A 14,686-nucleotide genomic window follows, 5' to 3' on the forward strand; every position below is an offset into this window, starting at 1 on the left:
CGCAAAGGGGTGAGAACCTCCACGCGAGAGGAAGCTCACAAATCGGTTACCAGGTGCTATTCGCCAACAATGCGTACTGGGCGGCCGCCCGCTGATGGACGTCGGCGAGCTGATCGGACTCGACCAGGGCCGTGTACCCGCGATAGCTGAGCATGCATCGATAGCGCTTGACGCTGCTCTTGTTCTTGGCGGTGGATTCGCCGCATTTCGTGTCCGGAATTCCGGCCGGTGTGTCCGCCGCGCCGGAATAGCCGTGTTCGAGAATGGCGGTGGCCAACTGCCGGGCCGCCCGCGCGTCGCGGGTGCGGAAGAGCATGCTGCTGCCCGAATAGCTCGCCCCCGAGGTGGCATACCGGTCCATGCCGCTGTCGGTGACGAGCCGCCGCCAGAAAACCTGGTCGGTCATTCGATTCAGAAACCCGCGCTGGTCGGCGACGGCCTGTTCGAGAAAGTTGGGTGCGAAATTGTCATCGGTGTTCAACGTGCGCCGCAACATTCCGTCGGCGTCGTACGGAAGCCGAAGTACACCTTCGCGATCGAGCGCCGGCAATGAATCCAGCAGCGGCAGTTGGGCGTTGTAGACCTTTTCCGCGAGCGCGGTCAATTGCGGCAGTTCCGGATCCTTCACGCCGAGATAGGTATTCACGACATAACTTCCGCGGGCAATGGTCGAGCCGAGGGTCGCAACCCCGGGACGCCAATGTGCGTGGGCATCCGGGTATTTCGGCAAGGGGACGCGTTGATTCAGATCCGGCGCCACGCCGAAGTCGGCCTCGTCCAATTCGGCGGCGGCCTTCGAGGCGGTCGCGGCATCGGGGAACTGGATGACCGTCACCGTGGTGAAGGCGCTGTCGGCCGGTGTCTTGCCGGTCGGATCGGGCTGTTTTTCGCTGTGCCCCACCGAGATGCCGAACATCATCTTGTCGGCTTCGAGCACCGGTTTGGTGGCCTTGGCCAGTACCTTGGTGGCCCGATCCGCGTCGAGGATCGAGATCACGCCGGTGCCGAAGGCGAGCGCGGGATCGATGTCCGCCCCGTTCACGACGTGGTCGGCCAGCCGCTGCGTGGCCAGGTTGAAACCGTTGCCCATGCCCGGGCCGTAGGTGTAGCGCAGCTCCAGGGGATCGGTGGAGTACTTTCCGACATCCAGTGTCCGGACGTCGATTTCACCGGGATGCGCCGCACCGTCGACGGTCGTGGCGCAGCCCGCCACAGCGGCCGCTGCGATCGCGAGCAGGGTGGTCGTTCGAAGTCTCCGCGAGAGCATGGCGTTCCCCCTCACTTGTCCGCGTTCACGAGCCTGGCGTATTGCGCCGAGATTCGTTGCTGGGCGTCGAGCAGCTGATTGGCGGCCACCTCGGCGGCGTAACGGCCGTGTGTGACATAGCAGTAGTAGGAGATCGAGAGCTTGATCGGCCCGGAGTACTTGCGGCACTGCGCATTCGGCAGATTCACCGGTGACTCGGCCGGCCGGAAGGTACGCGAGGTCGCGCTGCGGGCGGCGACGATCGCTGCTGCTCCGGCGGCGTCGCGGGCGCGGAAGACGGAGCCGCCGTTGAACGCCACCCGGTCCACACCGGTTTGCTCGAACAGCGTCGCCGCTTCGTCACCGGGGAAGAGCTGGAGTCCGCCGTGTCGGTCGTAGACGCCGGGGATGCCGCGCTCGGACTGGTCCACGGCCACGGTCGGCAGGCTGCGCCCCAGCACGCCGTCCATATCGACCTGTTGTTCGGTCAGCTGATCGGCCGGGATAGCGGGGAATTTCGCCAGCGCGGGCGGGATGGCGTCGAGGCCGAGCTGCACGCGCGCGGTGAGCTTGGCCGGATCGCTGACCCCGGTTTCGGCCATCACGTTGTCCCAGACGTAGGTGAAGATGACGAATCTGCCGGTGGCATACCAGGATCGGACTCCGGCATTGAAGTCGTACGAGGTGTCGAGGTAGACGAAGGCGTCCGGATATTTATCGATCCCCAGCCGCCGACTGCCCCCGATCGCGTCGAAATCAACCTGCCCGAGGGCCGGTGCGGCGGCCTTGGCCGCGCCCTCGTCGGTGAACATCAGCACCAGGTTCTCGTACTCGTAGGACAGATCCGGCGTCGGATCGGAGCTGCCGGTGGTGACGAAGCCGGACAGGAAGCCGGGTGCGGCGGCGGCAAGCGCGGCGGGATCGGCCTTGGCGCGCAATTTGATGGCGCTGGAGCCGAGGTCGATGAACGGCCGGACCGCGGCGCTGACCGCGGGGGCCGGGTATTTGATCTCGGGATTCACCTCGACCGGCAGCGGGATGTAGTTGGCGAGCCGCTCGGCCTGCACGATCCGGGCCAGTTGCGGGTCGGCGGCTTTGTCGTAGTGCTTGGGCTCGGTGGGCAGGTTGCCGGTGTCGAGCTTGCTCAGATCGATGGCCGGTTCCACCGGGGTGGCCGGGGCCGGGTCGTCGTCCGAGCCGCACGCGGCGGTCGCCGCCACCACTATCGCCAGCGCGGCCGCCATGGCCGCCCTCGTCATCGCCCGCATGCTTCCCCTCCCATTGGCAAACAACCGGCCAACACCCTATTCCCTCCCCCCCGGAGGACGAACGGTCGTGACCCTACTTGATCCGGTTGTGCAACACCGGGACGAGCTTGCCGATCAGGGCCTGCGAGGAGTCCGCGCTCCAGTTCCGCAGGGCCGCCACCGTGGCCGCGTCGTCGACCGGGATGACGACGGCGCGCGAGCTGGTGATCTCGCTCGGCAGGCCGAGCAGTCCACCGCCACCGGCCTTCTCGTCGCTGCGGACCGCGAGGATGTAGGAGTTGTCGGGCACCTTCAGCGACCCCCAGCCGTCGGCCGGCCGCGGCGAGGTCTCGTTGTCGGCGGCCCGGTACTGGTCGTTGTAGACGAAGCCGAGGCTCTCGAGGAACTTCGCCTGCGGGGTACCGGTCAGGTAGATGCTGTATTTGACGCTGAAGGACGAACCCGTCACGTCGACCATAGTGACGGTCTTGCCCTGGAAGGCGGGATTGTCCTTGCGCGCCTTGTCGATCGGGCTCAGACCGGCGTCGCTCGCGGTGGCGGCCACGGAATTCGTTGCCGTGTGGTCGGATTCGCCGGAGCGGGTGGCAACTATGCCGATGCCCACCGCGAGCGCCACCGCGACCACGGCCGCGCCGATGCCGGCGTAGAGGCGGTTGTGATTGCGGGGCAGCCGGACGGTGTCGGTGGGATCGGCGGTGGAAGCCGTTGTGCCGGTTACTGTTTCGCCACCCGGTCGGAACATGCCGGGCGGGGCCACCTGGATCGGGTAGGTGGGCGAGGTGGTGGTGGACACCGGCATGTAGCCGGGCACCAGCGCGGCGGCCGCGGCCTCGGTGAAATCACGGCAGGAGTTGTAGCGCTCGGCCGGATTCTTGGCCATGGCGCGTGCGAACACCTGATCCAGGGCGGCGGGCAGAGTCGGGTCGACGTCGGTGGCGCGCGGCGGCGGCTCGTGCAGGTGGCCCATCATGACCAGTGCCGGTTGCGTTGCGGGATAAGGGTTCCGGCCGGTCAGCAGCTTGAAGAAGGCGCAGGCCAGGCTGTAGATATCCGCGCGGTGGTCCAGCGGATGCCCGGACAGCTGCTCCGGGGGCGCGTAGGCGATGGTGGCGACGAAGCTGCCGGTCTGGGTGAGCTCGGTGGTGTCCTCGGTGGACTTGGCGACCCCGAAGTCGGCCAGCAGGGCGCGCTCGTCCTCGCCGTCGACGCTGGAGAGCAGGAAGTTGGCGGGCTTCACGTCCCGGTGCAGCAGGCCGCGGCGGTGCGCGTAGTCCAGGCCGCGGCCGATCTGAGTGACGATGGACAGCGCGCGCAGCGGCGGGATCGAGGCGGGATCGCGCTTCAGCTCGGCCGAGGCGTCGGTGCCCTCGACATACTGCATGGCGATCCACAGCTGCCCGTTCTCCTCGCCGCGATTGTGGACGGCGACGATATTCGGGTGGTCCATGCCCGCAACCACATTCGCCTCGCGCTCGAAGCGGCCCCGGAACTCCTCGTTACTGGTGAGATCGGCCGAGAGCACCTTGAGCGCGTCCATGCGCGGCAACTGCGGATGCTTGGCCAGGTAGACGGTGCCCATGCCGCCCGACCCGAGGACGCGCACGATCCGGTAGCCGCCGACGACGGTGCCGGGACTCAATGCCATTGAACTGTCCCCCCGGTCTTCCTCGTTGGCCTGCTGTGCAAGCCGGAGCTTACTGGACGGTTATCGCCTGGGCGGGGCGCGAGGACGGGGGAGACGTAACCTGGTGGCTGTGTTGAACTACCCCTGCTCAGTGTTCGTCGCGGGCCGGTTCCCGTGATGGATCGGCAGGTCGAGGTCGTCGCGGGCGACCATGTGCTGATCCGCGTGGCGGGTGCGGTCGTGCTGGTGGCGCACCGGGAGCGGGGGAAACTCACATCCGAATCACGGGCCGTCGTGGCGGCTCGGGCGCTCGGGGAGCTGGTCGCCGAGGCCACCGACCTCGCGCCGGACGGGCCCGGACGGCTGGTGGCGCGACAGGCCACGCGGTGGCTGATGCGGGAGGCCGAGCAGATTTCGCCGGGGGAGCCCATCGAGTTCGGGATCCTCACGACCGCCGAGACCGGTGGCGTCGCCATCTTCCTGCACGGATCGGTGACGGCGGTGCTGGCCGGATCCGTGGTCGAGTACTACCGGGGCAGCGACGCGGCGTTCACCGTGGACCGGGTGGCCGAGCCGCCCGCGCGGGCCGCGGCGCTGTTCATCGACGAGAGCCGGCGGCGGCCGCCGGAGCTGCCGGCGCGCGGAATCGGTTCGCTCGTCGAGGGAATCGCGCCCGCGGCGGGCGCGGTGGTGTGGTTCGAGGGCGAGCCGGTGGTGTCGCGGCGGCCGGTGCGCGCGGCCGGAGCGCGGCAGCGCAGCGCGGAACCGCCCCCGCCGACCGCAGCCTTCGACGCCGATCGCGATCGCCAGCTCGAGTCGAGTCGGCCCGAGCCCCGGCCGATTCCCGTGGCACCCGAGCCGATTCCGGTGCGCGACGAGCCGATTCCCCTGGACCCCAATCTGATTCCGACGCGCACGTCGAATCGGATTCCCGCGCCTCTGGATCCGGAGTTCACCGTGGCGCCGGAGGTGGCGCTGGATCCCGATACCGAGGGCATCGACCTGCACCACGCGCCCACCGAGATGGGCGGGTCGGGCGAGGCGAGCGGCACCAATCCCGCACCCAAGCCCGATCCGGATCTGCAGCGGCGGCTGGAGCAGACCGCCAAGGCCACCGCCCTCACCGTGAAGGTGCTCGGATTCAAGTGCGCGCGTGCGCATCCCAGCGATCCGCGCGCCGCCTTCTGCACGGTGTGCGGCATGCCGGTGGACCAGACCCAGCAGGTCGCCGAGGTGATCCGCCCGCCGCTGGGCATGCTGGTGCTCGACGACGGCATGACCTACATGGTGGCCACCGACGCCGTGGTCGGGCGCGATCCGGAGAACTCGGAGGCGGTGCGCGCGGGGCTGATTCCGCTGCGCATCGACGACAGCTCCGGCGGCATGTCCCGGGCGCACGCCGAAATCCGGCTGGTGAACTGGGATATCACCCTCGTCGACCGCGGTTCCACCAACGGCACCCGGGTCCGGCCGCCGGGGTACCGGGATTGGATTCGGCTGCAGGCGAATCAGCCGTTCGTCCTGGTCGCCGGCGCCGAGATCATGCTGGGCAACCGGGTCCTGCGCCTGGAGCCGGTCGCGCCGCCGCCCTTCGGCTGAATCCCCTCGTCATTCCGGCATGCTCTTGGCCGGAATCCATCGCGGTGGGGTGGATCCCGGCCAAAAGCACGCCGGGATGACGGGGTTACGCGTAGCGCGAATAGCAGGTGTCCGCGGTGCCGAGCACACCTGCGCGGAAGGCATCCACGCGGGAGAATCCGCTGGGTACCGTCTTGCCGTCGGTGTCGCTGGCGGCGAGCCCGTCGGAGAGCAGGCCCGAGACCGCCTCGTCGAGATCGCCCGCCGAGAGGCTGACGTCGCCCTGCTTGCTGCGGTTCGGGTCGGCCAGCTTCGCGGAGATCACCCCGGACAGGCACGCCGCGCGTAATCCGGTCTTCGCGCCCTTCAGCGCCTGCCCGGCCGCGTTCTGCACCGCCAGCGTGTATCGGGAGATGAACACGATGTAGGCGGTGAAGTCGCCGGTCACGTTGGCGGGCAGGGCGTCCTGGTCGTCGGCATTGGAGACGCCGCGATCGTGCAGGGCCGGGACGTCGGTGCCGATCAGATTGGTGGCCGGGCAATAGGTGACCGGGGCGGTGTCGGCGCCGTTGCGGCAGTTCAGCTTCGCGGAGTCGTAGCTGTATTTGGGCTCGTTCTTGATCGGCATGATCGAGGCCATGGCCTTGGCCATCTCCTGCAGGGTGGCCTGGGTGACGTCGGACTGGCCGCGCTGCGCGTCATTGTTGAGGGTCTGCGGCAGATTGCCGCGGCGACGGTCGATCTCGTTCTGGTCGATGGCCTTGCAGCCCTTGGCCCCGTCGGTGAAGCCGATCTGCACCGCGGTCACCCGCTCGAACGCGGAACCGTGCACGTTCTGCGGATCATCGGGATCGGCGTCGCGGAAGGCGACCGTCGCGGCCAGCACCTGGTTGAGGCCGTCGGAGGTGTTGAGGGTGAAGTGCTTGGCCTTGCCCTCGGCCACGCTGCGGATGAACGCTCCGGAAAAGCAGTCGGCCTGTTGCTCTTTGACGATGGTCGGGGTCTTGCGGCCCACCGTCTTGGCCATCTCCTGGATGGCGTGCCCGTACTCGTGGGCCAGCACCATCACCACCGACATCTTCCCGAACTCCTCGGCCACGGCGGGCAGCAGCACGCCCCGATCCCAGCCGATCGAACCGTCCAGTCGGCAATAGGCGGCATTCACGAGCCGGTAGCTGGACTCCCCGCAGAACTGCCCGGCCTGCGAGCGCGGCGTCTTGGCGCTCCAGGAGATGAACTTGTCGACCGGTGCGAACGCGCCGCCGAACTCCTTGGGGAACTCGGTCTGCCAATAGGTCTGGATATCGTCGATGGCGTTCAGCACCAGGTGGTCGATCGCACCGTTATCGGAATTCTGCGCCACCAATGACGCATCCGGGACGCCCGCGCGGGGACCGTTGGGACCGCTCGTGGTGGGCAGTCCGGCCACCTTGAACGGGTCGTCGTAGATGGAAACCGCGTGACCGTGAACAGTTCGTGTACATCCGGACAAGAGTGAGACCGCGACGACCAGTGCCCCGGCCACCACCAGCAGGCGGCGAATCCCTCCGGACCGGCGCATGCGCACCGCCTCCCCCTGGCGTCTCGCCACGTCCACTCCCTCGCAGGCCGACCGGTTCCTTGTCCCGGTATCGGGCGGGCGTACGCAAAGCGCAACGCCGGACCCCGGGAGCTTCGCTTATTATCCAGCCATGTCTTCACCGGGGGCGCAGCAGATCACCGTGCGTCATGATGGAACCGATCGGGTCTTCGACGCGACACAGCAGATCACCATGGGCCGGGCGCCGGAGGTGACGCTGTTCGTCGACAGCCCGCTGGTCTCCCGGGTGCACGCGACCCTGACCTACGAGGCCGGGTCGTGGATGCTCACCGACAACGGCAGCACCAACGGCGTTTTCGTGGACGCGCGTCGGCTGAGCACGCCGCTGGTCATCAACCGGCCCACCCAGGTGCGGCTCGGCGATGCCATCAGCGGGCCGCTGCTGCACCTGCTGCCGCAGGTCGGGCAGGGCGGCCAGCCGCAGCGGCAGGGGCTGACGCCGCCGCAGAATCGGCCGCCGTCGCGACCGCAGCCGCAGGTCGGGCCCGCGCAGGGGCAGCCGCAGTACGGGCAGCCGCAGCCGCAGTTCGGGCAGCAGCGGCCGCCGGTGAATCAGCAGGCGGCCCGGCCCACTCCGCAGCCGGGCTGGCCGCAGCCGAACGCCGCACAGAGCAATCCACACGCCGCGCAGGCCAATCCGAACGTGGCGCAGCGGCCGCCGGTGAACAGACCGGCCTCCGGGCCGCAGCATCAGCAGGTGGCCCCGCAGACGAACCTCGGACAGCGGCAGCCGAATCCCGTGCAGCAGCGGCAGTCTCCGCCCGTCGGCACCCCGCCGACCCCGAATGTGGCGCGCCCGCCGGTGAATACGCCGCCCATGGACCCGATCAACATGACCACCAAGGCGGACACCTCCGCGCTGCCGCCGATCCGGGCCCGCGCCTCCACCGCGGCCATCGCGCGCGCCGACCGGATTCCGCGCAACGGCCTGCACATCGGTCGTACCAGCGACAACGAGATCGTGGTCAACGATCCGATGGCCTCGCGCCGGCACGCACGCCTGGTGCCGGACCGCGAGGGCCTGGCCATCGAGGACCTCAACTCGGCCAACGGCACCTTCGTCAACGGCCGTCGCGAACAGCGGGCGCTGCTGCGCGAACGCGACATCGTCACCATCGGTAACGTCGACTTCGTCGTGCAGGAAGGCACGCTGGTGCACCGCCAGCGGCCGGTCGCCGAACAGGGCCTGCACGTGCACGGCGTCGGATTCACCGTCGAGGGCAACAAGCAGCTGCTCATCGACGTGAACATGCAGGCCGGGCGGGGTTCGCTGACCGCGCTCATCGGGCCGTCCGGCGCGGGCAAGTCGACGCTGTCGAAACTCATTGCGGGAACCACGCTTCCGTCCGCGGGCGTGGTCACCTTCGAGGGCCGCAACCTGCACGCCGAATACGAGGCGCTGCGCTCCCGCATCGGCATGGTGCCGCAGGACGATGTGCTGCACCGCCAGCTCACCGTCAAGCAGGCGCTCAACTTCGCCGCCCAGCTGCGGCTGCCCCCGGACACCAGCAAGGCCGACCGCCAGCAGGTGATCGCCGATGTGCTGAAGGAACTTTCGCTCACCCAGCACGCCGACACCCGCGTGGACCGGCTCTCCGGCGGTCAGCGCAAGCGCGCCTCGGTGGCCATGGAGCTGCTCACCGGCCCCTCGCTGCTGATCCTCGACGAGCCCACCTCCGGTCTGGACCCGGCGCTGGACCGCCAGGTCATGACCATGCTGCGGGAACTGGCCGACGCCGGGCGCACCGTCATCGTGGTCACCCACTCGGTGGCCTGCCTGGACATGTGCGATCAGGTGCTGCTGCTCGCGCCCGGCGGCAAGACCGCGTTCTGCGGGCATCCGGGCAGCGTCGGGAGCACCATGGGAACCACCGACTGGGCCGAGATCTTCGGCCGGGTCGCCGCGGATCCGGATCGCGCGTTCGCGAATTTCCGCTCCCGCCAAGCCTTCGCGGAACCGCCCGCGCCGGTGAAACCGGTGGAGCGGGCGAAGGCGCCGAAATCCAGTCCGATCAAACAGTTCTCGACGCTGTCGCGACGGCAGCTGCGGCTCATCTTCGCCGACCGCGGATACCTGGCATTCCTGGGCATCCTGCCGTTCGTGCTCGGCGGCTTGTCACTGGTCGTGCAGGGCAAGAGCGGATTCGAATCCGTCGGCTTCGTGCAGGCTCCCGACGGGAGCTTCGTGCGCGCCAACAACGGCGAGGCCCAGCAGCTGCTGGTGGTGCTCATCCTGGGCGCGTGCTTCATGGGCGCCACGCTCACCGTGCGTGACCTGGTCGGCGAGCGGGCCATCTACTACCGCGAACGCGCGGTCGGATTGCGTTCGGGCGCATACCTGATGTCGAAGGTGGTCATCTTCAGCCTGGCCGCGTTGCTGCAGTCGGCGGTGATGATCGGCATCGTGCTGGCGGTGAAGAAGCCGCCGAGCAAGGGCTCGGTGATCCCGCTCGGCACCGTGGAGCTCTACCTCGATGTCGCGCTGACCGCGGTGTCCTGCGTGGTGCTGGGCCTGGCGCTGTCCTCGCTGGCCAAGTCCAACGAGCAGGTGATGCCGCTGCTGGTGGTGATCATCATGGCGCAGCTGGTGATGGCGGGCGGCATGATCCCGGTGACGGGTCGCGTTGTGCTGGACCAGGTTTCCTGGCTGTTCCCGTCCCGCTGGGGCTACTCCGCGGGCGCCTCCACGGTGAATCTGCCCGAGCTGTCGGCCTCCTCGGCGGCCCAGAACGATCACTTCTGGAAGCACACGGTCGGCGCCTGGGCCCTGGACGTGTCCGTGCTGGCCGTGATCGCGGTGCTGCTCGCGCTGTTCACCTGGTCGCGTCTGCGCCTGAAGAAGTCGGCGGCGTGATCGGGGATTCACGCAGGCGGGGGTGCGAAGTGTGGAATCGGTCGCGCGCGCGGCGGAGCGAGCAGGCAGACTGATGACTGTGACGGCTCGAGTTGGCGCAGTGCATCTCGGCTGGGACGTGGTGTCGGCGGCCGCCGGAGGCGGCGGTTCGCCCATCCGCCCGGTCCAGGTCGAAGGCACATACACACCGCCCGCGTATCTGCTGGCGGATTCGTCCGGGCGGCTGCACACCGCCGGGGTGGATCGGCGTCCCGACGTCGGCATCGCCATCTCCGATGTGCGCGACATCATCGGGCACCCGCAGATCGTGGTGGCCGGGGCGACCTGGCCGGCGGAACTGGTGTTCCGGGCGCGCATGCACAATCCCATCGCCGCGATCGTCGAGCACCTGGGCACCCAGCCCGATGTGCTGGCGCTGCCGTATCCCGACGAATGGCCCGATCCCAAGGTCGACGAATTCGTGCGCCTGGTCGAGCAGCTCGGCGTCGCCGCCGAACCGCTGCCCGAATCGGTCGCGCTCTCGGGCTATGTGCGCGCCCTCGGCCTGGTGCGCGCGCCCGGCCGCGGCGCGGCGGTGGGCGCGGTCGGCGTCTACTCCGACGGCCGCGAATGCCTGGTGGTGGCCGTCCACGGCGATGACGAGGAGCCCACCGAATCGGTGAGCGTCGCCATCACCGCCGACGCGCTGCACGAGGCCCGCGCCGCCGACAATGTGGTGATCGAGGTGATGGCCGCCGCCCGCGCCATCAATGCCGACACCTCGACGGTGCTGCTCACCGGCAATGTCTGCTTCAACGACGCGCTGCGGCTGGCCTTCCAGAACCATCTCGGCCACCGTTTCCAGGTCGCCGACCATCCCATGCACGCGCTGGTGCTGGGGGCGACGCATCTGCTGGTCGCCGACAGCGAGGGCGATCCGGCCTACGACCGGCCCGCCCCGGCCCCGGCGGCCCGGACATCGGGGCCGAGTGCGCAGCGGCCCGCGGAGGCTGCGCAGCGGCCTGTGGAGGCGCGGCCCGTCGAACAGGGCCCGCGGCACATGGATTCACCGGCCGCCGCCGAAAGCGCCACGCCGCGACCGGTTTCCGCGCAGACCGGCGGATCCGGCACGGGTGCGCAGCCGGTGGTCGATCCGGCGGCCGCCGAAGGGCTGACGCGGCGAATCTCCGCACAGGAGATCGCATCTCAGGGCGGCGCGGGTGCCAGCGCGGGCGCCGTGTCGGGCGCGAACACCGGCCCGGGCGGAGTCACTCAGCACATGACGGCCGAGGACGTCGCGCGGCTGGCCAAACAGGCCGGAATCTCCGGTACCGCGCAAGCGGGCATCTTCGCGCACGGGCGGCATGAGGCTCCGGCCGCCGGGCAGCAGGCCGGTGGTGAAGCGGGGCAAGGCGTTTCGAGTCAAGGCGTCGCGCGGGAGAGCGGTGCCGACGCGGCGGACAGTGGTCAGCAGGCGGCGGCTCGCGGGCCGCTGCCGGCCGGGCTGGAAGGTGTCGGGGGCCGTTTCATGCGGCCGCCGGGGTCGCCCGCCGATGATCAGATGACGGCGATCGTGGGTCGCGACCAGGTCGGCGGCGGTCCGCAGGGGTCGCAAGGCGCCGGTCAGCCGCAGGGCCCCGGCCAGCCTGGCGTGCCCGCCGGGCCGGGTTCCGCAGGCGCGCAACAGGGTTCGGGCGCCGCGGGACAGTACGGTTCCGGCTACGGCCAGCAGGGCGGCCAGCCCGGTGGCGGCTACGGTCAACCGGGCCAGCCCGGCTACGGCCAGGCCGGTGGTCAACCGCAGGGCGGTGGCCAGCAAGGCTACGGTCAGGGCGGCGCATACGGGCCGGGTGGTTCGTACGGTCAATCCGGGCCGGGCACGGGCGCTCCCGGGTATCAGACCGGACAGGGCTACCCTCCGGCTAATGTTCCGGGCCCCGGTGGGCAGTACGGCCAGGGTGGTGGATACGGCTCGGCGCCCGGTTATGGGCAGCAGGGCGGCTACGGCCAGGGCGGTTACGGCGGTCAGGGCACGCCTGGCGGCTATGGGCCCGAGGGTGATACGTCCGGTTCCGGTCGCGGGAGTTTTGCTGGATCCGGCGGAAACGCTCCTGGTCAGCCCGGCGCGATGTACGGTGGGTCGATGTCCCAGGGGGCGCGTCAGCAGCATCCGCAATCGCCGGAAGATGCCGCAGGGCAGTCGGATTCGGAATCCGGGTCCGACTCCGAGCGCAAACAGCGCAAGGGCAAGCTCTGGGGCAAGATGAAGAAGCCGTTCGGTGCGCCCATCATCGTCGGGGCGGCCACGCTGTCGATCATGGGCATGCACGCCGACGGTCAGGAGCGCGCCACCGCGACGGCGGTGCCGGACACCGTGATTCAGGTCGGGCCGAGCAGTGTGCAGCCGATCGATCAATCCTGTGCGGTGACCCCGCTGGTGTCGGGCATCCCGCACGCGGGCATCGCCACCGTCGACAATCCGCACAGCCTGGACTGCCTACGCTTCGGCATCGACACGCTCCGCTACACGGTTCCCGGTCCCGCGCGCGGCGCCGATCCCGGTCCGGCCCTGCATATCTGACCCGCTCAGCGCCTCGGCCCCGGTCGAGTCGAGATCGCGGCGCAGCCAGTTCGCCGTGACCAGCAACTCGACCCGGGAGACCCGGGGCGCAGGCCCGGTGTGCCCGGTCAGCGCCCAGGCGCGCTCGATGGTGAGCCGCAGCAGTCGCCGGGCCGCGTAGAACAGCAATGCGGCCAAGGGCAATTCGCCGATCAGCGCCGAGAGCACCGCGAACCACAGGTCGGGGGTGTTCCAGTCGAGCACGATGTCGAACCAGGCGTCGCAGATGAGCAGGGTGCCGGTGATCATCGCCCACGGGATGAAGACCTGCCGTCGCCGCCACGCGGTCCACGCGGTCATGCCGATCGCCGCGGCCAGCGCGAAGTCGAAGCCCACCCAGGCGATGTCCCACTGATCGACCTGACGCTCGGACGGCAGGCTCACCGACAGATACCCGATCCAAGGGACGAGGAAGACCAGGCTGCCGGTCACCGCCGCCAGCAGAATTCGGCGCATGGCCTTCGCTCGCGGGTGATATGAGGGAATGGTCATCGCCATGGCGGCCTCCTTCGCTTCTAATACAATGCCCGTAGCGGAGGAACCAATTCCGTTTACCGGGTGATGTGACTCACTCGTGATCCGGGCGGCCGATCGCCCGTGGGGGCCGGATTCGAGGTGTGCCCACCTGCGCTGGTATCGTGCTTCGTTGGCGTGTGGTCCGTCCGGAAACGGGTGGCGCACGAGCCCCGGGTCTCCACCGGCCGCCGGGAATCGCTCGACCACACGCTTGTGCTGGCAAAACCTACGACAGACAGGGATGCACTGTGCCTACGTACAGCCCCAAGGGCGGTGACGTGACCCGCAAGTGGTACGTCATCGACGCCACTGACGTAGTGCTCGGCCGTCTTTCCGTGCAGGCTGCGAACCTGCTGCGCGGCAAGACCAAGCCGACCTACGCGCCGAACGTCGATGGTGGCGATTTCGTCATCATCATCAACGCCGACAAGGTCGCCGTCTCGGGCAACAAGCGCGATGACAAGGTGCTCTACACCCACTCGGGCCACCCGGGTGGTCTGAAGGGCCGTACCGTGGGCCAGATCCTGGACACCCGCCCCGACCGTCTGGTCGAGCGTGCCGTCAAGGGCATGATCCCGAAGAACAAGCTGGGCAACCAGATCATTCGCAAGCTGAAGGTCTACGCGGGCCCGAACCACCCGCACGCCGCCCAGCAGCCCATCCCCTTCGAGATCAAGCAGGTGGCCCAGTGACCGCTCCCGAAGAATTCAACGACGACTACGTCGTGGAAGACACCGCTGTGGAGGTCGTCGAGGAGGGTGACGGTTACGAGGCCGAGGCCGAGTACACCGAGACCTTCGTCGCGCCGGTCGTCATCGACCGTCCGGTGCAGACCGTCGGCCGCCGCAAGGAGGCCGTGGTCCGCGTGCGCCTGGTGCCGGGTTCCGGCAACTTCGTGCTGAACGGCCGCACCATCGAGGATTACTTCCCGAACAAGGTGCACCAGCAGCTGGTGAAGTCGCCGCTCGTCACCGTCGAGCGCACCGAGACCTTCGACATCCACGCTCGCCTGGTCGGCGGCGGCCCGTCCGGTCAGGCCGGCGCGCTGCGTCTCGCCATCGCGCGTGCGCTGATCGAGGTCACGCCGGATGACCGTCCCGCCCTCAAGCGTGCCGGCTTCCTGACCCGTGACCCGCGTGCCACCGAGCGTAAGAAGTACGGCCTCAAGAAGGCCCGCAAGGCGCCTCAGTACTCGAAGCGCTGATATTGCGCCGTACGGCTCTACCGTGCCCGGTCTCCTCGGAGGCCGGGCACGGTACCGTCAATACGGCAACCTGTACGAGAGCAGGCTCCCCGCAACGGTTTACGCAACCATTGCACCCATCTTCCTGGACGTACTCCGCCGCGGCACGCGGCGGAGTACGAGAGCCCGGGAGAGGGCCGGATGCCTGCTCTCGTGCT

Annotated in this window: 10 protein-coding genes; 5 read left to right on the top strand and 5 right to left on the bottom strand. The window is 69.0% G+C overall.

The window, feature by feature from the left end:
* Nucleotides 1–46: 46 nt before the first annotated feature.
* The 3 genes from ON43_RS06325 to ON43_RS06335 form a co-directional block, all read right to left on the bottom strand.
* Nucleotides 47–1,267, bottom strand: coding sequence for a DUF7373 family lipoprotein (locus tag ON43_RS06325; protein ID WP_157513933.1), 1,221 nt, complete (start codon nucleotides 1,265–1,267; stop codon nucleotides 47–49).
* Nucleotides 1,268–1,278: 11 nt separating this feature from the next.
* The gene (locus tag ON43_RS06330; protein WP_157513934.1) at nucleotides 1,279–2,505 is read right to left on the bottom strand and encodes a DUF7373 family lipoprotein; all 1,227 of its coding nucleotides are present in this window, start codon (nucleotides 2,503–2,505) and stop codon (nucleotides 1,279–1,281) included.
* Between the two features lie 82 nt (nucleotides 2,506–2,587).
* Nucleotides 2,588–4,159 carry a serine/threonine-protein kinase gene (locus ON43_RS06335; protein WP_040804623.1) on the bottom strand — a complete coding sequence of 524 codons (1,572 nt, stop codon included), beginning with the start codon at nucleotides 4,157–4,159 and terminating at the stop codon, nucleotides 2,588–2,590.
* Between the two features lie 156 nt (nucleotides 4,160–4,315).
* Between ON43_RS06335 and ON43_RS06340 the strand changes: the two genes are divergently transcribed.
* Nucleotides 4,316–5,737 carry an FHA domain-containing protein gene (locus ON43_RS06340; RefSeq protein WP_040804624.1) on the top strand — a complete coding sequence of 474 codons (1,422 nt, stop codon included), beginning with the start codon at nucleotides 4,316–4,318 and terminating at the stop codon, nucleotides 5,735–5,737.
* Between the two features lie 85 nt (nucleotides 5,738–5,822).
* On the opposite strand, the gene ON43_RS06345 is transcribed toward ON43_RS06340, so the two are convergent.
* Nucleotides 5,823–7,277 (bottom strand): neutral zinc metallopeptidase, encoded by a 1,455-nt coding sequence (locus tag ON43_RS06345; protein ID WP_040804690.1) that lies wholly within the window; start codon nucleotides 7,275–7,277, stop codon nucleotides 5,823–5,825.
* Between the two features lie 130 nt (nucleotides 7,278–7,407).
* On the opposite strand from ON43_RS06345, the gene ON43_RS06350 reads away from it, so the two are divergent.
* Both ON43_RS06350 and ON43_RS46085 read left to right on the top strand, forming a co-directional pair.
* Complete coding sequence (locus ON43_RS06350) at nucleotides 7,408–10,170, top strand: FHA domain-containing protein (protein ID WP_040804626.1); 2,763 nt, start codon at nucleotides 7,408–7,410, stop codon at nucleotides 10,168–10,170.
* A 79-nt stretch (nucleotides 10,171–10,249) separates the two neighbouring features.
* Nucleotides 10,250–12,730, top strand: a complete 2,481-nt coding sequence (locus tag ON43_RS46085; protein WP_245568491.1) for a hypothetical protein — start codon at nucleotides 10,250–10,252, stop codon at nucleotides 12,728–12,730.
* On the opposite strand, the gene ON43_RS42215 is transcribed toward ON43_RS46085, so the two are convergent.
* Nucleotides 12,647–13,267 (bottom strand): hypothetical protein, encoded by a 621-nt coding sequence (locus ON43_RS42215; RefSeq protein ID WP_051178009.1) that lies wholly within the window; start codon nucleotides 13,265–13,267, stop codon nucleotides 12,647–12,649. The genes ON43_RS46085 and ON43_RS42215 overlap by 84 nt on opposite strands.
* Before the next feature lie 266 nt (nucleotides 13,268–13,533).
* Between ON43_RS42215 and rplM the strand changes: the two genes are divergently transcribed.
* Together rplM and rpsI are read left to right on the top strand one after the other, a co-directional pair.
* Nucleotides 13,534–13,977 (top strand): 50S ribosomal protein L13, encoded by a 444-nt coding sequence (gene rplM, locus ON43_RS06365; RefSeq protein ID WP_033086000.1) that lies wholly within the window; start codon nucleotides 13,534–13,536, stop codon nucleotides 13,975–13,977.
* Entirely contained in the window at nucleotides 13,974–14,489 is a 516-nt protein-coding gene (gene rpsI / locus ON43_RS06370) for a 30S ribosomal protein S9 (protein ID WP_051178010.1), read from the top strand. The genes rplM and rpsI overlap by 4 nt, the downstream gene beginning before the upstream one ends.
* Nucleotides 14,490–14,686 lie beyond the last annotated feature (197 nt).

Source organism: Nocardia concava NBRC 100430, from assembly GCF_000308815.1.
GTDB lineage: Bacteria > Actinomycetota > Actinomycetes > Mycobacteriales > Mycobacteriaceae > Nocardia > Nocardia concava.